Source organism: Algoriphagus persicinus (genome assembly GCF_035156415.1).
Taxonomy (GTDB): Bacteria; Bacteroidota; Bacteroidia; order Cytophagales; family Cyclobacteriaceae; genus Algoriphagus; species Algoriphagus persicinus.
The window spans coordinates 27,604-52,218 of sequence record NZ_JAYEEY010000033.1 but is presented as its reverse complement, the minus strand read 5'-3'; the positions used below and the strand labels follow the sequence as shown (position 1 = coordinate 52,218).

General features: G+C 41.6%; 12 protein-coding genes. All 12 read right to left on the bottom strand.

Features of this window, described 5'->3' with window-relative positions; all coding sequences use genetic code 11:
• Positions 1 to 384: 384 nt before the first annotated feature.
• Positions 385 to 1,287 carry an endonuclease/exonuclease/phosphatase family protein gene (locus U3A58_RS19465; protein ID WP_323826071.1) on the bottom strand — a complete coding sequence of 301 codons (903 nt, stop codon included), beginning with the start codon at positions 1,285 to 1,287 and terminating at the stop codon, positions 385 to 387.
• 629 nt (positions 1,288 to 1,916) lie between these two features.
• Complete coding sequence (locus tag U3A58_RS19460) at positions 1,917 to 2,783, bottom strand: PIN domain-containing protein (RefSeq protein WP_323826070.1); 867 nt, start codon at positions 2,781 to 2,783, stop codon at positions 1,917 to 1,919.
• Between the two features lie 310 nt (positions 2,784 to 3,093).
• The gene (locus U3A58_RS19455) at positions 3,094 to 6,933 is read right to left on the bottom strand and encodes an eCIS core domain-containing protein (RefSeq protein WP_323826069.1); all 3,840 of its coding nucleotides are present in this window, start codon (positions 6,931 to 6,933) and stop codon (positions 3,094 to 3,096) included.
• A 1-nt stretch (position 6,934) separates the two neighbouring features.
• Entirely contained in the window at positions 6,935 to 7,123 is a 189-nt protein-coding gene (locus U3A58_RS19450) for a hypothetical protein (protein ID WP_323826068.1), read from the bottom strand.
• Positions 7,120 to 8,469, bottom strand: a complete 1,350-nt coding sequence (locus U3A58_RS19445; RefSeq protein ID WP_323826067.1) for an ATP-binding protein — start codon at positions 8,467 to 8,469, stop codon at positions 7,120 to 7,122. The genes U3A58_RS19450 and U3A58_RS19445 overlap by 4 nt, the downstream gene beginning before the upstream one ends.
• Positions 8,463 to 10,025, bottom strand: coding sequence for a contractile injection system tape measure protein (locus U3A58_RS19440; RefSeq protein WP_323826066.1), 1,563 nt, complete (start codon positions 10,023 to 10,025; stop codon positions 8,463 to 8,465). Before U3A58_RS19440 ends, U3A58_RS19445 begins: the two co-directional genes overlap by 7 nt.
• Positions 10,025 to 13,666 (bottom strand): Ig-like domain-containing protein, encoded by a 3,642-nt coding sequence (locus U3A58_RS19435; RefSeq protein WP_323826065.1) that lies wholly within the window; start codon positions 13,664 to 13,666, stop codon positions 10,025 to 10,027. Before U3A58_RS19435 ends, U3A58_RS19440 begins: the two co-directional genes overlap by 1 nt.
• Before the next feature lie 11 nt (positions 13,667 to 13,677).
• A complete protein-coding gene (locus U3A58_RS19430; protein WP_323826064.1) occupies positions 13,678 to 17,913 on the bottom strand; it encodes a hypothetical protein in 4,236 nt (1,411 codons plus the stop codon).
• A gap of 3,449 nt (positions 17,914 to 21,362) precedes the next feature.
• Positions 21,363 to 21,776, bottom strand: a complete 414-nt coding sequence (locus tag U3A58_RS19420; RefSeq protein ID WP_323826062.1) for a GPW/gp25 family protein — start codon at positions 21,774 to 21,776, stop codon at positions 21,363 to 21,365.
• Position 21,777: 1 nt separating this feature from the next.
• Complete coding sequence (locus U3A58_RS19415; RefSeq protein ID WP_323826061.1) at positions 21,778 to 22,056, bottom strand: PAAR domain-containing protein; 279 nt, start codon at positions 22,054 to 22,056, stop codon at positions 21,778 to 21,780.
• A 2-nt stretch (positions 22,057 to 22,058) separates the two neighbouring features.
• On the bottom strand, positions 22,059 to 23,813 hold the full coding sequence (gene vgrG / locus U3A58_RS19410; protein ID WP_323826060.1) for a type VI secretion system tip protein VgrG: 1,755 nt from the start codon (positions 23,811 to 23,813) through the stop codon (positions 22,059 to 22,061).
• The gene (locus tag U3A58_RS19405) at positions 23,806 to 24,606 is read right to left on the bottom strand and encodes a CIS tube protein (RefSeq protein WP_323826059.1); all 801 of its coding nucleotides are present in this window, start codon (positions 24,604 to 24,606) and stop codon (positions 23,806 to 23,808) included. Before U3A58_RS19405 ends, vgrG begins: the two co-directional genes overlap by 8 nt.
• Positions 24,607 to 24,615 lie beyond the last annotated feature (9 nt).

Sequence of the window (24,615 nt, the reverse complement as noted above, 5' to 3'; positions counted from 1 at the left end):
TTCTTGCAATCCAACTCGCTGTGGAAGCGTTGACTGAACTCTATAATCTCCTGACCTCGAAAAATATCCATTTCTTGCATTTTTAACAGTATAAATATATGCAATTATAGGGACACCTCTATATGATTATTTGTTTCATAAGGCTTTAATTTCTTTTAGTACTTGTTTCTAGCGTAAAGATATAAGCAACCAACTATATATCCTTTATCGAAACTGAAGTCCGTTTTTTAGTTAGCAACAGAAACTTCGAAGGTGGAAGACATCAGAATCGAGTAAATAAGATTGCTTGCAGCTAAAAAGCTGGAAGTCAGAAGACCGAGGACCGAAGAAGCCCAAACTTGATAATTCAGGTTTGGGCTTTTTTTTGGGTAGGAAACTTTATCCCTATTTGTCAATCTGAAATTCTGCCATCACCGGAAAATGATCCGAAAGCTTTTCTGCGGCACCCTGATTGAAAAATTTCACATAGGAACAAGTTTGTGCGAGTGTTGGGCTAGCCAAAATGTAATCTATCCTCACCCGAGTTTGGAGGATAGTTTCTGACGTTTGATCATATAAGCCAATGAGGGCAGGAGTAGGAAAAGTAAAGCTTTCTTCCAGATCTGCTTTACCCAAACTTAGATCGATGGCGGGGATGGATAAGAATTCTGCCATGGGAGCATAATCAAATTCCCCTAATCTTAGGTTACTGTATTCCTCATTTTGCCTTGCTAGCATACCTGCTTTCAATTCCTTTTTGGATTCGAGCCAATAGGCATCAAATGGAGATTGGGTGTTAAAATCTCCTAGAATGATATAAGAATCACTTTGCAGTTCCTGTATTCGGGATTTGATTTGTTTGGCTTCTCTCAATCGGGTATCACTATCCGCAGGGGACAGATGGACTACGAAAAAGTCAATCCCGAAAGTCTTAACATGGAGCAAGCCATGCCAAAAGTTTTCCACATTTTTTTCTATCAATTCTATGGGTTCTTTCGAAGTCAAAGCTGTAGGATATCCTCCCTCCTTTAAAATATGTACATAGGGATGTCCCCATTTAGCAGCGTCTTTACGTAGCTTTTCTTCATCATATCCACAGAGTTCTTGCACTGCCAACACATCGGGATTTTGTTCCTTCACCCATTGGATTAGGTTTTCCTGACGCGTAGTATCCTTACCCCAGTCAAAGCCATTCCAGATATTGTAGGTCATGACTTTGAGTGATTTTACCTTATCCTGAGAAAATCCAGAATGGGTATAACTAAGAATGAAAAGGGTAAAAAATAGTGTACGGAATAAAAATCGCATTAGTATGTTGTAGTTTAATCATCAAGTTGGTGAATAGATTTTGCCTGGTGAAGGAAAATTTGATGATTTATTCTTTAGAAAAATAGAAAGGTGTAGTTTTCCACAATTGTCGGGACAAAATACACCTAGCGGGGGTTACCTACTACATTTTACTAAAATGAAAATGACTATCCCATAGGTAATTCCCATTGTAATGCTGATAATAAAGATTGTTTGATTCCAAAGAGCCAAGTGCAAAATGATAATCAATGTTAGTAGGATCAATGTAAAAGACACCCTTCCTTTTTCAATTATAGATTTCCTTTGAAAGTTTGTGATATAGTACATAGGCTGGGAAATTAATTGAGCCAAAACCAATGCCGAAAAAAGGGCAAAAACAGTTAAAATGGTGGCTTTCAAGCTATATTTCCAAGTACCTATACTTACACCCAAAACAAGGAAAATAAAGTGCCAAAGTCTTTCGATTTTCTTTCCTCTATTAATTCTGTCTTTCAAATATATTGAAAGGGAATTCAAAAATTGGCTCATAAAATCAGATTGATCTTCTATTGATTAAACCTAAAAGCAGGGACAAAATTGATTCAGGATGGGAATTGCAAATTCAAGTGGATAAAACGTTGTAATTCCATCTACAGGGGAGGCTCAATAAAAGACAAATCTGCTGCTTCACATTTATTTTGAAGATTTATATCACTTGTGACTAAATGCACTGAAGCATTTCCAAGATTTTTCATTATTTCTAGAAATTCTGCTATTAATCGGTCATCATCATTTTTACTATCGAGCCATTTTAGTGTTTTATCAAAATTTGCTTCTACAGCAATAGTCCTCAAAGTAATTTTTCCCTTAATAATTGTTACCCCTTCTATTAGCTTTCCTCTTCTTCTGTATTCTTTTAATTTCTTAATTATTTTTATGGCCTTTTTTCTTATCTCTTCATTTCGATGTTCAACTTTATGTTTGTCAAGGTCTTTTAAAACACTGGGTGTGATAATTATTTCAAATTCATTGAAATCATCAAAAGTCCAATCCTCGATTTCATGTTTTTGATAAAGCGAATTAGTATCAACCACTAATATGGGTTTAACAATAGTTTTTGGATAAAGTGATAATATGAGTTCAATAATATCCTCAATAGCTTTAACGCCATTTTCTTCAACCTCCTCGATAGATTTGTAAAATGTCATATCATTTTGAAGTAGTGAGTTTTCTATAAAGGTCTTATTTGATTTAAACGCTCTAATGTGCTCCTTAGAAGAATCAGAAATAAGAACTTCGATGATTTCGAAAACTTTACAAAAGTCTTTATAAAGTCTATCTTGAATTGAAATCGCTTCATTTTTCAAGCCTTCATATGAATAATCTCCTCTTCCTGAAAAAATTCCATCATTTGGAAAAACTATCCGCTTAATCTTCGAATGATTTGATAAAAAAACTGAATACTTTAATTCTAGTTGCTTTAATTTTTCTGTTATATTTTTTGCAAAGCTTTTCATTTTCTACTTTGGAATAAAGGGTTATTTCTGGAATAATAGCCAAAATATTCATATTGGTGTAAGATAAAAACGGATCCATGTAACATTTATATTTTCTCAAATATTTGTTTCAAGGAAATAAAGAATCACCTTCAAAAGGTAAAAAATTTTTACGCATTTTTTTCGCTCACCCCTTCTTCTGATACCACCTAAAACTCATCAAACCCCATAATTGCCGAAGTATTCCCTTCAAAGCTAAATTGTAAATTCTCATCGGAACCAATTAATTACTGCAATGTTTGAGTATCGACAGCGACCAAGATACCACCACTTATTTCACTTCAAAATCAGTTTCTAGTGGCAGGTTGTTTTCAATGGTATCTCTACTGACTGATCCTATGACGTTGCCAGCGTCATTTACTTCGTTCCATTCTGTGGAGAGAGTTAATGGCAAGTTATTTTGCTCATAGTTCATGATGTCTAATCTTGCGACGTCTTCTGGCTGCTGTTGCGGTGTTCCAATTCTATTAGTCAATTCCGTTTGGTAAGATCTAGTAGGATGCGGGCCATAGTTTGCAGTTACTTTATAATGAATAATCTTGTCCGCTTCCACTTCTGGCTTTACTAGGCTTTCTACTTTATCTAAGTGAACCCTATTCGCATATGCTGATCCTTGATTTGCGCCATTTCCAGTTATTGGAGTTAGATTATACGCATAACCAGGCCCTCCAATATTGTGGTTTAACAAGTGCCCTCTGATAAAAACACTCCTTCTCTTACGCCTATTTGCCATTCTCCAAATTGGTGGAGTATCTCTTGGAGTAGTTCCTCTAACATGGTTTTTGGTTAAAATAGTAGCTTCCGCATAGGTTCCTCCTCCTTCTGAGGTTAGTGGGCCATATCTAATTTGGGAGAGTGGTAAACTCTCTCCGTCCGATATCCCAATAATCGCAGTTTGTGTAGCCAATTGATTTAGAAGTGGCTGAATCGCAGTTTGAATATCTGCATCCGGCGTAGTATTTCTGCGGACTGCAGGATCCGCTAGATAGGCATCAATCTGTTGAGAAATTCGTAATGCCTCGGCCTTAGCGGTCTCCTTCTGCGTTTTTTGACTATCACTATCTGAAATAGTGACATTCTGAATAAATTGAGAATAGGTTTTAGGGTTATTACTTGCTACCATCAAATGGGAATTTCCAGATTCTCCTTCAAAGTATAGCTCATGATTTTCACCATCATTTGTTCTGAAAGCCTTTCTTAATCCTAACCAACCGAGTACAGCATTCACCGCATTCCTACCCATCTCTAGCAATGCTCCACCTGCGGAGATAGCACGATCTATCAGCCAATCAATCGCCGCATTCACCCGATCTCTTAGTCCACCGATCATTTCTGCGATTCTTGCTCCCAATCCTCTAAGCCCAACTTGATTTGCCAAAAAGCCAATGGCAACTGGAATAGCTCTGGACAATGCATTTTCAAGGTAATTTGCTGCATCTCCAATTGCTCCGCGTGCGATATTGGCCACTCCTGCCACAAAGGAATTGACGATTTCCAGCATTTCACGAAGCTTCTCGATAAAGGATTGCACCGCTCTGTAGAACGCAATGAAACTATTCACTACAGCCATAATTCCTGTAGGATCAAGCAAGGATAGTAATCGTGTAGTTACCTGAGTGATAATCTGAGTAACTACCCAACTCTGAACTTGCTCCAGCACCATTGTCCAAAGATTGCTCAACTGCTCCTGCACATATTCCCAGATTGCAATTGGCCCACGTTCCCACACATCCTTGATGAAAGTCCAAATACCTGACAGCGTATCGATGGCTCCACGGATCTGAGCGACCCGCTCTGGACCTAGCTTCATTTCTAATCGCTCCCATACGTTGTCCATGGTCAGCCCTAGGACATCTAGCACAAAACCCAAGATGCTTTCAAAAGTCAAATCAGCTGGAGGAGTAATTCCTGCAGAGGATAATTCCCCAAATAGCCAATCTCGTAATCCACCAAGAAGGTGAGTCAGTATGTTTTCAAAGAACTGTACAAAGCCTTGTTTTACCGCACCTAGGAGATTTCGGAGAAAACCAATTGGATCCCGCTTGATGTCTTCAAATGCACTTTGAGCATTTGCAATAATCTGCTGTATCGTTTCTATCGGGAAGTTCATTACCACTAGCAGAACTTCAATGAGGATTTGGACAATGGTCACTACGAAGGCAAAAAGCCTTCGAATCGGATCAGCTATAGTTTGTACTATGCGTAAAAATGCCTCGATTGGATGGAAGATATCTTCTATGGAAAATCCATTCCAAAGTTCTAGGAAGAGACCTGTTATATAGGCCCACGAGAAGTTTAGCGTTTCGACTGCTGCATTGATTCTTGAAACAGTTTGCTCAATAGCTCCAGTTTCCTGCATTTGCTGGAATTGTTCTTCTCCCCCTGGCATCAAGCCCATAAATCCGCGAATGATATTTACGGTTGTCCTTGGCACGACTTCCTCAGTAAATGGATCTTTACCTAAAATCACTGTCACCAAATGGAATCCTTGCTGCTCTCTGGCATAAGCTGAAAGTTGTGCTAAAAGGGCATCCTTTATGAATCCAAGAACCTTAATTGCAACATTTGCTGCGAAGGTGAATACCCGCGTAGTAAATGGAGTAAAAATGGCAACGGTACGCTGAAATGCTCCAATCGGATCCCGGATATCTTCCAGAGAAAATGCATTCCATGCTGTTTCAAAAAGTCCTCGTACCTCAGCAAAACTAAAGTTGAGTGCAGCCAATTCTCCATCAATCCAATTAGCAGTTTCCTGAATCGTCCCTTCAGCCTGCATCCGCTCCAGTTCTTGCTCTTTGCCAATTAAAATCAAAAAATCCTCAATTTTCTCAGCTGTGGTAGAGACTACCTCTTCTCCTGTCAATGGATCGTGCCCCAGTAATTTGGTGAGCAATGGATAACCTGGAAAAGCTTCCGCTAAAGCTCGGAGTCCAGCCATTAAAGCTTCCTTGATCAGGGTGAAAATATGGTCTTTTACTCTGCCGGCAAAGGTGACAATGTCTCGGTATAATTGGCCAAAAGTCTCATCCAGAATCCTGATATTCCCATCCCAGCCTTCGGTAATCCCCATTCTATCCCATGCTTCCTCTAAGGTGTCTCCAAGTCTACTGGAAGTAAGATTGAGGGAAGCCATTTCTCCCTGAACCCATGTGAAGGCATCGTTGATGATTCCCAGTTCTGTCAATTTGTTGAACAGGAGCATTCCAAAAACAGGGATTAATCCGAGCAGCCCACCCAGAAGATTTGGTCCGTTCCTCTCGACGCTTCTGCCTGCAAGTGGGTCATATCCAATAATGACTGTTAATAAAGAATAGCCGGGAATATAGCTGGCAAATTCTGCCAACCCTTCTCTTACTAACCACGGCAGGCGCTGCACTTTCGGTTCCGTAGAACTGATTTGTTGGATTGGCATTCTCTGAATCGGCGCAGCTCCCTGCTGCACCGTATGCGTCAATTCATGTGCAAGCAGATGCTTACCCTGAGACGATTCTGGCTGATATTTCCCTTCATTGAAATAGATATCGCTGCCATGGGTGAAGGCCTGCGCTCCCAATGCATTACTCATTCCGGCTGCCTGGGATCCTGTATGAATACTTACTCCACTAAAATCAGCTCCAATTTTTTGCCCCATTTCAGCCTGAACGGGTGCAGGAAGTGCTTGTCCTGAGCCTTTACTTTGAGTGATTTGGGAGGAAACCTGAGGAGAAGTTGCTGGAGAACCATCAGGTGATAGTTGTATTGATTCTTCCTCTTCTTCCTGTCGCTGAATAGTTTTGGAGAAATCCGGGCTGAGCTGCACTGCATCCTCCTCCTCTTCCATAGAACTAAGCTGGAGAAAAGAATTGCTTTCAGAAAAAGGCATCATTTGAAGCGTCTCCTCTTCCTCCTCAGCCTGCATTTGAAAAGTTGCTTCGGAACTCGGGGCTGGACTCATAGCCATTGCTGGCGCAGAATTCGACGGAGACATTACCACATGATTGGCTACCGATTCAGCTTCTTGCTCGTATTTATCCCCTGGCCGTCCAATTTTGAGGCTTGGCTGAACCGCAAGCCTATTACTACCACTTCTTGATGGCATAGGCAAGGGCTTACGTTCAGCTACTGCGCTCATTTCATTTCTTGCTTTCGGTTTTCATGGGAGAGGCCGCTGCCAGCGGAGTCATAGGTTCTTGCTCCTCTTCTACTGGCGTCATTTTGACTTCTTGCTTTTTTTCTTCGGCAGATTCTTTATCCTCTACCAAGACTACTAGAGGCTCGTTTTCATTGTCCTGCTCTTGCTGTTTTCTGACTTTCTTCCTCATATCGTCCTCCCCATTTTATGGTATTCCCTTCGAATTCCCTCCCGAATATCTCCGAGTTGGATTGTGGTACTTTCTTTATCCAATGCCATCAAAAGGCTATGTTGGATCACCTGAATAATAGAGCCGCCCGAAAGCTCAAAGCTCTTCGCCAATTCCTTCAGATCGATTCGTTCCTCAAGTTGGACACTTGCAGGAAACCCTTTTTTCCAAAGCATTTTTCGCTCTTCTGGCTGAGGCATAGGGAAAAATACTGATGCCTGAAATCTCCTCATAAAAGCTTCATCCAAGTTGTTTTTGAGGTTTGTTGCCAAAATCACCAAGCCATCATAATCCTCGATTCGCTGGAGTAAATAGGAAACTTCCTGATTGGCATAGCGATCATGCGAATCAGAAACGGAAGTTCTTTTTCCAAAAAGCGCATCGGCTTCATCAAAAAACAGAATCCATCCTTTCCGCTCCGCTCGATCAAAAATCTTTGCCAAGTTTTTTTCTGTTTCTCCGATATATTTGGATACCATTCTGGAGAGATCTATTCTATAGACATCCAAGCCTAACTTTTGGCCTAACAGTGTCGTCGTCAATGTCTTTCCTGTACCGGGAGGACCATAAAAGAGAGCTTTGAAACCGGGTTTGAGCTTTCGATGCATTCCCCATTCCTGAAGTAATTTGTCTTTGTGCTTGAGCCAGATTTCTATCTCTCGCAGTTCATCGGAGGTGTGTGGATTCAGCACCAGATCATCCCAACTCATTTCAGTTTCCAAAAGCTGGGCGGGGAAATCAGCAGAGAAATCTGGCTTTCGCACTTTTCCACTCGTTATTTCCTGAAGTGTATCTCTCGAGATATTCAGCGCTCCATTGAGATAGGGATCATCTGAATCTGTTTCGCTGAGTTTGAGATGACCTTCCTTGAAAAGAATAGTATCAGAGCTCAGTAAGCTGAGGTATTTGAATCGCTTTTCCAGATCACTTCCGGCAAGTATAAAAAGGACCGTTTCTCCAGTGGGGATAAAGCCGTTGTGATTCTTGCCTTTTCTTCCACCAAATTCTGTGAAAATCTGCTGAGTCAATTGATTTTTCCCCATGAACATATCTAGCAATTGAGGCTTGATATGGGGGACAGTTGCTAAAATTAATAGGAAACGTTCCGCGTCATTTAGCACTAGTTTATGAACAATATTGGCATATGAACTAGAGTTATCTGGGATAGCAGGAGCTGGGATTTCTAGGACTTCTCGGATGCTATTACCCGATTTTGAATTCATAGTCGAGCGTGCTTTCAGAATGCTCTGTAGCCAGTCTAATTCAGCCTGAATTACCTTTGCATTATTTGAGTTTAGATCTACCATTCCACATAGATTAAATCCTCCATCCAGGGAAGCTTGATCATTCCTATAGTCCAAGGCAATCTGTCTAGGAGTAAGTCAAAAGGTAATCGTTGAATCTGGAGTTGATAGCCTTTGTGGACTCTGCGCAATGCTCCTTCGCGTCGGAAAAATCCTTCCGCTATCATCTTTCCCGAGTTACTTTTTAATGCCGTCCATTGGGTAGACATGCTTTCCAGAAGTAAGTCAATCTCCTGCCTTTCAGATTTGCTGATTTTAGGAATTGGCTCTAATGCCGCAGCGGGAAGTAATCCGCAAAGAAGTTTGTTCAGCGTCAAATCACTTTCATCAAAAACATCATCGGAACCGAGCATGGCTTGGAGTAGGAAGACAGCTTTTGATTGGGTTTTACCAGAAATGAATTTACCAGCTTTTACAAGTCCGAGTTTTTCAAAAAATCTGGGTAAAAAAGCAGCGGTCAATACTAGACCGGCATTCGTAACAATGATAGTTTCATCAAGCTCAGGAGCTTTGCTGAGCAGTTCATTTTGCTCCGATTTTTCGTTTCGTTCCTGCTTTTTGAGTAGTTCTGGAAATGTGGACAAGTCTTGGTGTTTATCTTTTAAGACTTGCAGTTCTTTGACTATCGCCTTCCAAAATACATTTCCCTGAAGTAGCGAAGCCAGTTTAGGGTTTTTGCGGAGAGTGGTCAGTTTTTTTTGATCTATTCGCAAGCTTTCCCCATTTTTCAATCGATCCTGATTTAGAATAAAGGCAAGTTCACAGATGAAGAGCGATGCTTCATGAGCAAGTTTGGGATCAGGTGTGAAAATCAAGGTTAATCCTTTCTCTAGATGGGAGGAAAATTCACTGCTTTTGCCAAAGAGTGAATACAGAACCATTGACTTTAAGCGGAAGTGAAGCACAGTCTTTCCTAAAAGCGTCAAGTGTTTCAAAATGATTTCAAGATTGCCTAAGTGTTGAAAAGATGCAGGAAATTTTGGTCGAATAATGGATTCAAATTGCTTTTCCGATAAGATCGTGGCCATACGATGAGCCATAGTGTAGGTCAAGACTTTCTTTTCTAGCCATGGTTGTATGAGTGACTTTTGATTTTTGAAAACTGAAATTAAAAGCTCGTTAACGCTGAGATTATCAGTTGTAGATCCCCACCAAGGAAATCTTCCAAAATGTAGAAAGTACTCAAATAGCTCCCAATTCGTTGAATTTTTGGCTTCAGAGGTCGAACTATGACTTTTCGCAAGTGGTGTTTTTGAACTCGGAGGAAAATGGAATCCCTGCTCCACATAGAATTTTCGAAGTTGATCTTCCAAAGTATCACGGAACCTATTCCTCATCAGGTCTTTTGGAAGGTCAGCCGGGATTCTACCCAAATCCAGTTCCAGCTTATCTATCCTCAGTGATTTTGAAATGGGATCATACTCGTCTAGAATTTGCTCCAGGACAGGCATCAACACTTTATTGTATCGCTCCTGAAGTAGCTTTTGCCCTTCAAGAGCCGCGTGTTTGTCTCGGAACTCAGCTTCGATGACTTGTGTCTGTATAAGATGCGAGCCCATTATTTCCCAAGGATTTTATCTATCAATACTTTCTTTTTGTCATTGCGATTGAAGGAGGTTGAGTTCTTTTCAAGAATAGTCGTAAGCGTATCTTTTTTGAGAAGTGTTAAGTCCTTTTCAGTTAATCCTGAATCTGGTATCGCGGCTTTATACGTTTCATCCAACACAGTTTTATCTGCTGTAGCTAGATAAGAAACTCGGTTAGAATCAAGGATTACTTTGATCTCATCCGCTGTTAATATATCGGCAGTCACTCTACCTACAATAACCCGCGCACCGCAATTAATGTCTTGATATTCCTCAATTGCATTAGCATATTGTTCTGGCTTGATTCTTCCGATATTAACTCCGACACTTTCCAGAATCATCTTTTGGATGTCCACATTACTTACTGTGGTTCGTTGAAGTTCGGTGGAAGTGAAGCCAGCTGTGCTCCTTAGGCTTTCCAACAGATTGGTAATTACCTCAGGAAGATTTCCTGATGGCTTGGCTAGTTTTCTGTCTTTTGCTACTGCACGGATGAAATCCTCTCTCCAGCTTGAAATAATATTGATGGAATAGCATTCTTTCGCTGGCTGAACACTTGGAATCATCGTCACATTGGCCACAGCTTGGCTACAGATTTCCACCTCTTGATTTTCAAATCCATCGAATTGAAATAGCAAGGTCTGACCAGGGGATTGGAATTGGATTCCGTAATTTCCTGAACCATCGGTGAAAGTGACTATTTCCGAGCCCACGACTGTCACTCTTACTTTGGACAATTCTGCTCCAGCGACATTCCGCACCTTTCCGGTTACAGCCAAAGAGGTGCATTCTGGTGTTATTATAGCACCGCAATTTTTCCCTTGATGATCAAGAATCGCCTGTTCCAGTTGTTGACGATTTAATCCGTCAGTTGGAATACCTAAACAGCTCAACAATTGAATTCTGTCCTCTACTTCTTCCAAAACATTACTGTTGAGTTCATCACTCGAGAATCCTTTTGACTTGCGGAGACTTTCGAGCAACAATTCAACGGCTCGTGAATCAGACTCATTGGAAGCTTCAATTCCTCTTATTTTTAAAGTTTCTCGAACTCTATCGATTCCCCAACAAGTGAGCACCTCGATAGAATAACAGCCTTGCGCCCCTTTAACTAGAATACTGACTTTTCCTTGATCAGATTGATTGGTTTTTCGATCACGTAAGACATATTGGAAGCTATCCACTCCGGTAAATCCTGGGGCAGAAGTGTATCTGAAAACATTTGTTTCAGGATCCTTTTCCACCTTTCCATTCTGTGCCGAGGATGATCCTACGTCTAAGACGTCATAGGTCCTTCCGGAAACTAACGCGTCATTTAGAGTGATCTCCAGTTTAATAGGTTTTTCCGTGTAGGCAACAGCATAGTCAGGTCTTGCAAAAGGAGGTAAGGAAAAGCTTTGTTCACCGCATGCCTCGACGCAAGGCGCGCAATCGCAGCAATAGTATGGCAAGCTGAAATCTCCGATCACTCGTTCTTGCTTTGGATCATGGAGCAGAAAGAATGTTCCAGCTCTCAGTACTCCCGCTTCATGAGCTAGGCCGTTATGTTGTTTTAAGTAGTTGGCAAATTGATTTGACTGCAAAAGCAATTGAATGCGATTTTCGTAACTGGTGTAAATACGCTGAAGCTTAGTGAAGAAAAATAAATCCAAAACCCTGTATAGAATCGGAGAAAGTCTCATCAGAATTCCGTTGTAGAAATCCAATTCTTTCTCCTTTTCAGGATCTGCTTCTATTTTTTGCAAAAGCCCAGATTCTAGAAGTGCAAAATCAATTAAATACTGAAGTAGCTTCTTGTAAGTATTTTGAAAAACAGCCCAATTTAGGTCTTTCAGGCATTCAGGTAAAGCATTTGCCATCCCTAGAAGCAGCTTCAAAACCTCAGAAGCCTTAATGTAAAATTCATTTGAGGTAATATCCTCCTCCTCGATTTCTTTGGCATATTCCGTCACATAATCAAAAAGCTGCTTCAATTCCAGGAACATTCCAAGCATGAAATAGCGCTGAAATGCATACTCTTCCTGAAGATAATTCCATCCACAATCATCGATCAACTCGGATTCTGTAGTTTCACCTAGGTGAAGAATTTCCACATGAATGGGAAGGTTGAATTGGAGAATGAGTTTTTTCAGGTGACTGAGCGTGGCGTTAAGTGGTTTATTGAGGTGACCCTCAATTCTAAAAAATGGGAATCCTTCCAAATCATAGAATAGTGGAGTTTCTAAGATGGTTTTAGCTTCGGTAGCCTCCACATCAGGCTGGTTGTCATAAGCCTGCACTCCGTTTCGCTGAGCACTTACCAACTGTAAATTGCCCGGATCTATCCAGCTTTTTTCAAGCGAAAACCAGTTTGAAACTGTGCTCTTTGATTTGATATCGTAGTAATAAGGTAAAGCTCTATTGCCAAGAAGTCCTTGTTTTTCAATTGAAGGGGTGATTTTTATAGGAAATTTCTCAGATTCAGATTTCTCTAAAATTCCTGTTTCCAGCTTTTCAATTAGCAGAATCATTCTTCGGTGTCGTTGGATACAGGTTTCAGCCAAAAGTTTTTGCAGGTTGAAAATGGGAGGCTGAATAAAGCCATGACGGTATTTTAAGAATTGCGCTTGGGTTTCTGAATCAGTTTTGGCTCGGCCAAGCATCAGATGAAGTGGAAAAAGAGAACTGTCAGCTGGGCAGGTGTACCATAGCTCCGAAGCGGAAGCTCGGAATTCCATATAGGCTTTCACCAGCTCTTTCGCAAAATCCCATAAATATTGAACCCCTTGAATATCTGATGGATCAGCTTCAAGTAAAGACTTGATTTTCGCTATTTTGGTACTGATAAATACGTTTCCCAGAGGATTGGCGAAGCCATAACTCTTGCTTAGAATCGGTTGGAAAATTTCATAAGAAGTCTCTATTGCCTTAAAAAAATCTTCATTCAGAATCTCAGCTATCGTTTTTTGATAATGCTTTACAAAAGCGCTAAACTCATTTGATTCAGGATTGCCAGGGTAGAAAAAGGGCTTTTTCGCGTAGAACTCCTTCAATTCTAACGCTGCTGGAAATGGAGTTCGAACGTTTGAAGATTTGGTAAGGATTTTATCTAAATCTGTTTCATTGACTACTAACCTTCGAATAGTCAGCAGTCGATCTTGACCACGGTCATCACAAGCATTCCCAAGACATGATTTCAGATCTTTATCAAAGATCTCCAGGAATATCAGGACATACTTATTGTCTAAAAAGTTAGCTGGATTGTTGAGTTTTTTGACACCGGTGCTGTCAGTCGGGATTTCAGTTAATAGCTCAAAAAGTGAAACATCATGATCCACATCTTTGAAAGGCTTATACTCCACACCTTCAGGTAGGGAATAGGAACGATAATGTGTTGCATTGAAATTGCCTGATTGTATCAGAAACCCTTCGGAGGTAATGCCCAGACCTTTGGTGATCTGAAGACCCTGCGGGAAAGGCTGAACCTGCATGCCGCAGACGACACCAATGCCAATAAGTTTCGATCGAGTTAGCCTTCCTTGCTGATCCAGGTAGGCGGAGAGCTGGTTGAGCTGAGTACTGGTAAGTACTTGGCTACCTTCAAAAATCGGATAAGTTGAAATGATCTGGCTCATAATCGTCGTGGTTAAAATTCTCCTAATGATGAGGAGTTGAGAATGATGGAATTTTCCAAATTTTCGTCTTCGTCACAATCGTGGAGTGTGCCGACTGGATAGACATTTCGGATTTGCGCCAAGGCATCAATCAGCCCTGCGAGTGTTTCAGCAAGCTTTTTAGGCTCCTGAGTAGTTTTTAGCGTTTCGAGAAGCCAAAGTTTCCAGGCCAGTTCCAAAGCTTTCATATGACTGGGGCTGATCCAGCATATCGTCAAAAAGACATGCGCTGGTGTTTCCCTTTTTATCTTTTTCTCCAGAAATCTTCTGAAGTCTGTATTGGTAAAGCGACCTGACCAATAAGGTAAAATCACATGTGCCATGCAGGTGTATGGATCGTCAAGCGTGCACACACACTCCTCTTCAGAATGCGGGTCCAGTAGTTTGTCTTCCAAGACCTCAGTGATGAGTCCACCCATTCCATCTGGCACTTTGTACTTTCCTTTTACTTTTGGACGGAGCAAAATATGCTCGATCAAGTGTGTGCCTTCATGTGAGAAAAACTCTCGAACGAAGAACTGTTGAACTTTTTGAATTGCTTTGGTATCTGCTCCGCCAAGGATTCTGAAAGTGTCTCCAGAAGCGGATACCACATCAAATTGTCTGCTGAGAATGACGAATCCCCCAGGTTGCTCATCCGAGTTTTCAGGGTCTTCAACCAAATCTAGTCTCGGCGTCTTTTTGGTCACCAAAATTGTATTGCCATCTTCTTCTTTGACTTGATGGATGTCGTAGTAAATCAAATGCTCAGTTTCCCCCAGCATAAATTGAACTTCGAAATCCTCAAATTCTTCAAAAAGTGAAGCGTGGAGGCCTTCAATGGTAATTTGGTGGAAATTCAGATCAAGTCCGATGATTTCAAAAGCTCTTTCAAAATGAATCTGATCACCTTTTTGCGGTGCTGGATTTGCTTTGAGTTGAATAAAAGGACCAATGGCTGTGGCTTCAGTGATGTTCAGTTCTATAGGCTCGAATCCAGCCTGAACCAGCCAAGAATCTCCCCAATCTTCATTCAGAATGGCAGTGGCTAGAGGAACATTGAAGTCTGATTCAACACTTTTAGCGAGCACTCCTCCGCGAATTGGATCAGTAACTGAGAATTTGTAAGGCGAAGCGTATGGTGCCGGGTCAGTGACGTAGGCAGCCTCCATTACTCCGGCAGTGCAGATTTGCCAAATAAGCTCTTCTAGTCTTTCCTCAGCCAATTCTTGAAGTTCTGGTTCGGAGGTAGCATCGGGTACTTCAACTTCTAAAGTTCCTTCTAAGATTTTTATTCCAGTTCCAAAAGGAGCAGCAAAAAGAGCATATTCTAAGGTGTATTTCGGAGGAGCGGGAGCCAGACTAACTGTGATCTCTCCTTCCCAAAATGCCTCTAATGCGAGACTTAAATTCTTTCGATTTGCGAGTGGGTTGTTAAGAAATTCAGATCGCAGAATCTCCCAAACTTCTGTAAGTGCAAGATCTGCATCGCCTCCGACTATATCATCGCCAAAATCGACTTTCAGGCTGGTTCCAATACTGTTTCCTTCCCAAAGCAATTCAAAATAGAAACCTGCATCGCCGGTAGAAATCTGATAATTTTCCTTACTTGCCCCAATCAGCAGTGCGATCTCCAAGGCCAAAGCCGCCTCTTCTTGGTTCGGAAAATCATCAGAGAGTTCAAAGAAATGTACATCTGTGGAGTCTTTCACCTGAGCCTTCCAGTTTCCTGAAACCTCCAAAATTTCGAAAGCAGGAGAGAAGCGTAGCCAAGTCGCAGGTTTTTCTCGGATTCCCATCAATCCTTGAATCCGGTTTTCCAGACCTGATAAGTTCTCCCGGTGCCAGAAATGATCTCCAACTTTATAATCGAAGCCTTTTCCTCGTTTGGAAGAGATCTTTGGATAGGCATTGAGAAAAGCCATTTTGTCCTCGATCAATCTTGCCTGACCTTCAGCCGGATTAAGGCGCAAAGCAAGTAGGCCGTAGTCGGTAAATTGCTCCGCAAATCTTGCAAGGAGGTGATCCAGGAAGCGATTTCTTCGGATTTGAAAGTCTTCGACAGACTCAGTTATTTCCTTAACGGTTGGTTCAAGAGCTACCAAATCCTTCCAGAGCACCGCACCATCTGGGGTTAGATTTTCTAAACTTTGAGAAAAATAGGTGGAATCTATGATTGGATTTCCAAATTCATCTTTGCTATTGTCAATGGAAAATAGGTGTTTAACATTCTCGAGCTGGCTTAGATAATTCACCAAAAGCTGCTCGAAAACCATTAGATAGGCCTTCAGTTGCTGCACTTGGGGAAGATTTGGTCGGCCCTGAGATTTTGGAAGCATTCCCGCTTCCGTGATTCCATAGACTAGCGGAAAATCATTTTGGATTGATTCATAGTCTCCAGGGTTTCTATAATTTCCCTGAGGTAAGTCAAAATCCAGTTTTGGATAGTAGAGCTTCTGTTTGCGTTCGCCAGCTTTATAAGCTTCCAGTAAATCCTCAACCTTCTCTCGATTTGCCCTGAATGGTAATTCTTCTTTGAAGTAAGTGATTTTGGAAAGCTCCGTATTTAATCGAGGGACATAATATTCATCAATCGCCAACTCAAGGCACCATTTTACACTTTTGGATGCAATAGAGCCATCGGCATTGTCCTGAGGTCTGTTGGCAATTTGTATGTTTTTCACAGCCTTTACTCCAGCAATGTCCATAATAATATGGATCAAATCTGTGACATGGATACTAGATCTCCGGTCTGCCTTGATCAGGTCTTCCTCGTCTATAAAACCATGGGTTAGCAGCGGTCCTTCGAAAAGTTTTTCAGTTGGGACACACTGTGATTCCTCCCAATTCCCCAGAAATACCTGATCATCATCCATTAAAACCGGCGAAGGGAAATTAGGGGTAAGCAGGATTTCGCAAAGCTTAGCATTTTTTGGATCTGTCTTTACTTCCAGTGCTTCATAGATTCCCACATTCCCGCCAGATCCAATTATACTCAACTTGGATTTTGGTTTTGGATAGTCTGCCGTTGGGATTTCAATCCATATTTTCGCTGGGTTTTGCTGAATCTTGGCTATCTGAAGTGCCTCATCCTTACAACGATTGAGCATTTCTTCCAAGCTAAAGAAATTGACCTGCGGAGAAAGGAATGCACTAATCGCCTGAAAAATCAAAGCCTCAGTTTCATTTATCGGAGCATTTGGAGAGAGTTCAATGTCTGCACAAACGAGTATTTCCTCTACACGCAAGGCATGAAAATCCACGAAATCCTCACATAGATTTCTATGTGCATGCAAAGTGCTTTTAGCCTGCTCAAGAATTTGTCTGATTTTAGCGACTTTTTTTAGGTAAAAGGCTAAAATCCCTTCAGGGCTAGTGTATGTGAAATTATTCACCTGATTGCTCAATTCACCTAAGCCATCCAAGGGTTCGAGTCCCTCAGCTACTAGCTTACTTCCCTTTAATTCGATAAAATTGCTGGGACTCAGATCAAAATCCAATGTAATTCCATCCCGTAGATTTTGGAATTGAATAGAAATAGCCTGTACGTTTTTGCGAATGCTTGCAGGGTCTTCCCAATCCACACTTGTGGTATCCCAACGCGGGAATTCCATTTGAATATCAATCACCACTCCCTCCAGATCCTGATGCTCATCCACCTCGATTTCCATACTAATCTTATTCTCATTCAGATCACCGAGATTTTCGCAGGAATCAAACTCTAGGAGTACATCGTACAAAATCCCCATTTGAAGTGTTTTTTCATCGGTTGGGAATGGTTTATAGGCTAATGTTTTTTCTTTTCGATCAGGATAAATTGCGATTTCATTGCTCTCCCTCAGGATTATCCAAGCATTTTTGATTCCAGCCCGAGGGCACTGCAGATCGGCTACGTCGACGACCTCTACATCCATTAGAAGTTTGCGGTAATCGTTTAAAGTGACAGGAGTTGAGGGAAGAATTTTGGAGGCTGGGAAAAATTGATTTTTCAAACTACCGGATTCATCCGCTAGAAGGTCTTGAATGGTGAAATTGCTTCGGTATCCCAGGTCAGTTATCGCATAGCAAAGCACTTCAAGAATCGTAATTCCAGGATCGTGACTGTTGTAATCTGTCCAGATTTTTCCACCAATGCGTTGGATATAGCTGATTGCTTCTGTCCGCAGCAGCTCATAATCCATACTTTTGTTGGTTGGTTTTGCTTTCGATATGGTGGTTGACTGTTCCATTTTTCTCAAGTATCAAAATGCTTCATCCAAGTCTTCGTCTTCCACTGAGGCGATGCTCGCAGCAGCTTTTATCTCATTGTCTTCGCATAGACAATCGTCGGTTTCCAAAACTTCTATGAGATGATCTCCATAGGAATTGAGTGTGCCTATAGAACCTAGTACCGAGACACCCCGACTTCCTTTTGCCGCTTCCACACGGGTTCTTGATAATAGCTCTCCAGAAACTGGGTTTTTGACCAGATGATAGAGTTCAAAGCAAGTCAGGTAGTCTACATATTCCAGTTTTTCCACAAAATGAAGCACCACTGAACTGTGCAATGATTCACTGAAGGTCCAATCGTATTCGGTCTCGAAAGCCCAAGGAGATAGAAAAGCTTTGAGATCATCTTCTAGTTTTCTTGCGAAAAAGTTCTTGTCGACCCAAGAGTGAAATTTTACTTTTGTCTTAACTTGGATTTCTTCAAAAACAGGGTTTACCACATGCAGAAAAACTCCCGGCGGATAAATACGCGTGATGAAATCCCGGATTGTGCCCAGTTGAGCTACACTGGCTTTAGGACGAAGTGGATCAATGGCATTTTTATTTTGCACATTGGAAATAATGACCAAGGTTACATTCCGAGGTGCTAATGCACGGTATTTTGTCAAATCTCCATCGTAAGAAGTATGGTTGAGACATTTTACCTGATACACTTCAGAGAACTCTTCCAAGACCAAATGCTCGTAATCCCAAGCTGTAATCGCCCGCTGCTTGTGTCGGATTCGTTCTGCAATTCGCTGATAAAAATCGCTGGAGGCTTCGGCAGTTTTCCCTCCAAATGATGAAAAAGGCTGCTGTACTTTATTAATAGCGCTATCTCCGATTTTTAATTTGCTGATGGTTTCTTCCAATATTGACTTGCCAACCCGCAAAGGATCATCCTCATTGGGCTCAAATTTTGTCTTGATGGCTTGCGCCAATACTGCGATAAAATCAGGAATAGCATCCGAATCTGTACTAACTGATGCTTTCAGCCAGGTAAGCTTATCCTGTAAAATTGTATGTGAATTGTCGGCGACTCTAGGCATCGCAAATGCCAACAAACCGCTTTGAATCAAACCATTTGTTTCATCAGTTAGCAATGCGTATTTGTCAAAAGCATTCCATTGATTACCTGCCAAATAGCTCCAATTCACCTGCGGAACAGGTTTTTCTGGATTAGCTGAGCCATCTAGGATCTGAATAAGGAGCTGGATATTTTGAGCTTTTTGATGCTCACTAAGTCCTATAAGCAATTCTCCTTCATCAGAATATGCTGGCAAAAGCGGTGAGCTGCTATTAAAACCTGAGATCTTGGCTTCGCCAAATGCCCCCATGTGGAAAAACCCATCCCACTTGTTGTTTTTCAGGTTTAGATCATCATCAGCTGTATAGTTTAAGCTGACTGACTGGAGTTCGNCCCACTTGTTGTTTTTCAGGTTTAGATCATCATCAGCTGTATAGTTTAAGCTGACTGACTGGAGTTCGGGAGTGTAAGGTTCTTTGGGTAATACCGGAGTCGTTTCTAATGCCTGAGTTGCAAAAATCAGCGGATATTCTTTGTGTCCGAAATCAGGACTATTGAGTTTTAATCTTAAAAAACCGCGGTTGGAAGCTGGAGTCCATTCCGTAAGATTCTTAAGATCTGGGTCTTCTTTTATGGAGTCCCATGCGGGATCTGATAGAGTTATTGTTTTTTCAGAAATTAAAGGAAGACTGTTACTCCCTTCAAAAAGTGATTTGGAAGGATTAATTGATTTCCAGGTTTTTTGGCCCAGAAAATCAACAGCCACTGTAAAACTCTGATTATTTCGGTTGGCACTGTAACCATTGTACTGATCCGCAAAGCCTGTTGCTGCTTCGGTAAGTCCATGCCAGTTTAATTTCAACTCTACCGTTTTAGGAGTCTTCCCGAAAATTTCCTTGCTTCCTATATAAAAGTTCGACCCTTTGACTGGTCTGAAGCCAAAGGGCTGAATATTTTTCCCAATGGGTAATACTGTTTGATCATTTTGAAGAATAAGGTTTTCAACTCCAGTTACATCGATAGAAATAGTCGCTTTCAATACCTCGCATTCCTTCAATATTTCGTAACCATAACTTTGAATCGTATTCGCCAGATTCACTTTCATCACAGGCGAATTGGTCTGAATTCGTTGAATCAAAACTTTCTCGTCATAATTCACTACTGCCGGATCTTCGGGTAAAAGCATGCAATTCAGAATCAAATCGATTCCGTCTGCACCAGAAATAAGTTGATGATTCATGTGAAGAAAAGAGTATCGGAGATCATTGATTTTGTCTTCGCCTATTCCCCTAACACCCATTACTTGATTTATTGTAGAAAATTGCTTTGTACTAAAAGAATCTCTTCGACTCAAAATGTTCTTCGCGGTCACTTCTCCTATATCATAGCCTTTAAACGGGCGATGAATTCCGAATTCGGGGTCATCGATCACAGGCCCAAATTGAGGTTCCAAACCTGCGATATCTTGCCAGGTCTTCGCATTATTTAGAAATGCTAATACATCTGCATCCACATTCTCTTCCGTATTTTCCCAGCCTATTGTTGCTCGGATCCATTCTTCTTCTCCGCTAAACCAGATCTCAAACGTATCATCCAATGCCAGTGAGTGCAATTTCTCAAGTAAACCCTCGATCAGTTTAAAGCGGATTCTTAAGGAGATTTTTCGTTTGCCTTCCCCCATCAGCAGGATTGGTGAGGCAAAAGCGAAACCTATTGTTGCTACTTCTCGATCTTGGTTTGGAAAGAGTTTTGAAGGTCTTCCAAAGGTCTTCCATTGCATTTCCTCTGTAAGGATTTCACTCCCTAGTCCATCAGCAGACTTGGCTATCGGAGATTTATAAAGTCTTCCATCTTTGTCTTTGTACAAACTCATCAGTGAGGTCACTTCAGCTTTATTTAAGACATTTTGATCTGTAGTTTGAAAAAGTATTTCTTTTCCCAGATCATCCTTCCCTGCTTTGAAAGTGGTGTTTTTTGCTAAGAAGTGTTCCTGAATATGCTTTGCCAGCTTGAGAATCAAATAGACTTGATCTGGATCCGCAGGCTTTTCTTTCAGTCTAAGCACATCCCGATAATAGAAATCTAAATGCCGTTGGGTAAGGGTATTGATGTCTTGCTGTGCAAAATTGAAAAGTTTTAAGAAAGCTAGGAAAAGTGCGAAATGAGGGTTTGTAAGCTGATTCTCTTGAATTTTTTGGTTAAAAAATTCGCTCCAGTCTTTTGCAGACCCTGATCCCCCATTTTCTATGAATTTTAATTCTCCTGCTATTTTTACTGCAAATGCCTGCAAATCCTCCATTTTCCGCTCATCCACACGGACATAGTCTGGCAAAAGACTGTCAATAAGTCTCTGTGCACGGCTAGTTCCATTGCCGGGAAGGGTTAGATCGTTGCAGTCTTTACTCATAATTTCAGATCAGTTGCTTCGGTGAATAAATAAGGGTACACTAGGTTCCTTCGGTTGTTGGTGGAGATAATAAGGTATTCCACAAGCACTTCGATTCTTCCTTCATTGTAATCTGGTCTTAGGTCTATATCCTCAGTTTTTACTCTTGGCTCATGGAAAAGAATTGCTTTTTTAATGCGGTTGGCAATCATATTTGCTGTGGTTACATTCAAAGCTTCGAATAGTAAGTCCTCCATATTTGCACCATAATCCGGGCGCATTATTCGCTCTCCCAGCGTAGTATTGAGCAAAATGATCAAGCTTTGCTGAATATCTTCTTCATCTTCTGCCATTTGGACTTGATGGCTTTCTGCACTGAATGCCACTGGAAATGCCCATCCTCTTCCTAAAAATGATTTGTTGTCTTCCATACTATCCTATGATTACAGTTGGTTCTCCTACAGCTGCGGATGCACCACATACACAGGCATCCCCGGCTCTTAATGCAGGTTTTCCACCTATTAGAACCGTCCCACTACCAGCGATGAAAGGGCTCACGGTAGGTTGATGTACATTTGGCGGAAGTGAGCAGACATGATTATCACCTAACACTGCCGCGGGCATTCCGCCTATAATTACGGTCGGCTCACCTGGCCCGATAATCGTCCCCCCATGGGTTGTGGTATCTGCTAATCTGGCTGCTGCTGGCATATCTAGTTGATTTGAACAAGTGAACCTGAAATGACAGTCTGCCCTCCAGAGGAAACTTCGGCTCCGGCTGACCCTTCAGCTTTTAGCTGAGCACTGGCTTTGACTTCCACTCCTGTGCCCTCGATAGACACGTCACCACTAGCTTTCAAAATGAGATCTTTGCTGCTTTCTATAGTAATTCCATCAGCGCTCATGCTGATCTTATTTCCATTTTCATCTATGAGCAGAATTGCTCCTTCGTCATCTGTGAGTTGAATTTTATTTCCATTTGGTGTTTCGATGGAAATCGTCTTTTTGTCGTCATCAAAAAGGAGTTTAAGCTTGTCTCGTGTGATAATTCCTTTTTCGTGATTATCATCCTTTTCTTCAATTGGAGAAGGTTTACTGCTGCTATGCAACATCCCCAAAATCACTGGATCACGTGGGTCTTCGTTGATAAAGGCAACTATCACCTCATCTTCGATTTCCGGTCTGAAATAAATTCCACGTTCATTTCCAGCATCTGGGGAGGCGAATCTTGCCCAGATTCCTTCTTCGTCTTTGCTTACCAGTGGGAGTTTTACTTTTATACGATTTTCCCCGTCAGGATCGCCTTCTAAAACCGTAACTACACCTATGTGAAGTCCTTTAATAGCTGGAACAAGTCCTGACGCAGGCTCATCTAAGATGTCATCATATTGCTGTGCAAACCATTTTGGATCGAGCCCGAGCGCAAGATGGGTGAACCACTTTTGACTAGGAGAGATCTCATGATAGATTCCAGAGACGAATGCCTTGCCATTGAAGCGATTGCCAAAACCTTTCAACTCCACCATATCTCCGGGCTTCACTTTATTGTCTCCGAGGATTTTTACTCGCCCCTGGATTTTCGATAGCCGACTTTTCATCAGTCCGGCATCAGTCCAAGCTTGAAGTTCTTCGTCTGCCAATAACCCTCCATGCTGCATTTGAAATGCTTCCAGTCCTATAACTCCTGCTAAATCGTCCCCACTGATATCTCCCTGAAAGTCCATGGATGGGTCTGCACCCTCCTTTTCGCTGACTTCTTGTTTGATGAAATCCCAGCTAAATCCTTTAGTGGCTGAATATTGCTGTCTGGCATCCATCTCTGCCTCGAACTCTACCACATTGTCACCATATTGAAGTTCGATGACAGGATCTGCAGTCGTCTGTGGTTTTTGAATAGTGACTTTCCCTGCTTCAGTCGTGGCTATTCTGCCATTTGCATCAGCTCTACTAAGGATAAAATCCCAATCAGTCGCATGGTATTGTACGATCTCCCCATGGGATAAATCCGTTCCTTCCACTTCGGCTTTAAGGCTGGAATATTTTCCAATGAGCTCTTCCATCATTTCGCTGTCTGAGCTGTCAAAGAAGTATTTATTTTTTCTTCCAACAGTCATCCTGATGACTGGATCACGAAGTTCAATAACCAACCGGGATGCCTTATCGGAAAAAATTTCTAGTCCGTGTTTGATAATTATTCCTTCGAAAATAGGCTCTTCTAGATTGTGATATCCTGCGTTTATTCTCAGGCTTACTCCTGGTTTGAACAAATCGCCCTCACTCCATTGAAATTCTCCTGTCGCTATATCACCGTCAAAAAGCACGAGTTTGGCCATGGGTATTTTATTCACAGCTTTGCGCACAGCAATCATTGCTACTCCCACTGATGGTGGTAGCTCCTGACCTTCAGAATAGACCTTGAAGGTGGCAAGATCAAGTTGAGTTTGCGCAGATGTGGAGGCTTCAGGCATTTGAAAATTTGGCTAATGGTGGAAAAATGAGTTTTTGACCGGGAGTAAGCTTTCTGAAATTCCCCAATTGATTGGCTCGAGCTACTTCCAGGTAATATTCTTGTGTACCATAAATTCTTTGACACATCAGAAGCAAGGTGTCGCCGGCTTTGACTATTCGCTCATGGGTTAGGTCAGGAGAGGTTCTCGCTGTAGTAGCAGCTTGCTCCTGGCGGGAAAGAGACTGGTCAAAATTGGCAGAAACGGTAGCTCTGATCGGAAGTCCAGAACTATTGAAAAGTTTGTAATTGATAGTGGCTGTAGCGAGCACTCCCCGGAATTGGTAGGCACCCCAGTTAATCTGTAAATAGTTGGGTTTATGTGTGTCTGACTGGATATTTTGCGTGATGTCCAGAAATTTCCGAATTGCACGATCGACATGCCTGTCTTGATTGATTAGCTCAATTGCAGAGACTTTGTTGCTACTGATACTTTCCAAATCAGGTTTATCATCACCCAGGTAATCAAAATTTGAATCGCCGGATTTGTCCTCGCTGGGTGGCGATGCTGCACTTGCATCAAATAGAAATTCGAAAGAAACAGAATCCGATTCCAGCGTTCTGAATTGATATTGTTTGCCATCAGCGGGACCTTCTTCAGGAATCCACTTGCTCTTGAATTCCTGGCTAAAAGTCGTAGGGTTATACATCACCACATAAGTCGCGGTTGACTCGTTGTAGTTTTCGTCCTTGAAAGCTGTGATTTTCAGCTTTTCTAACCCTCCTTTTTGAGAAAAAATATCTGAAAGTGACATTTAGCTATG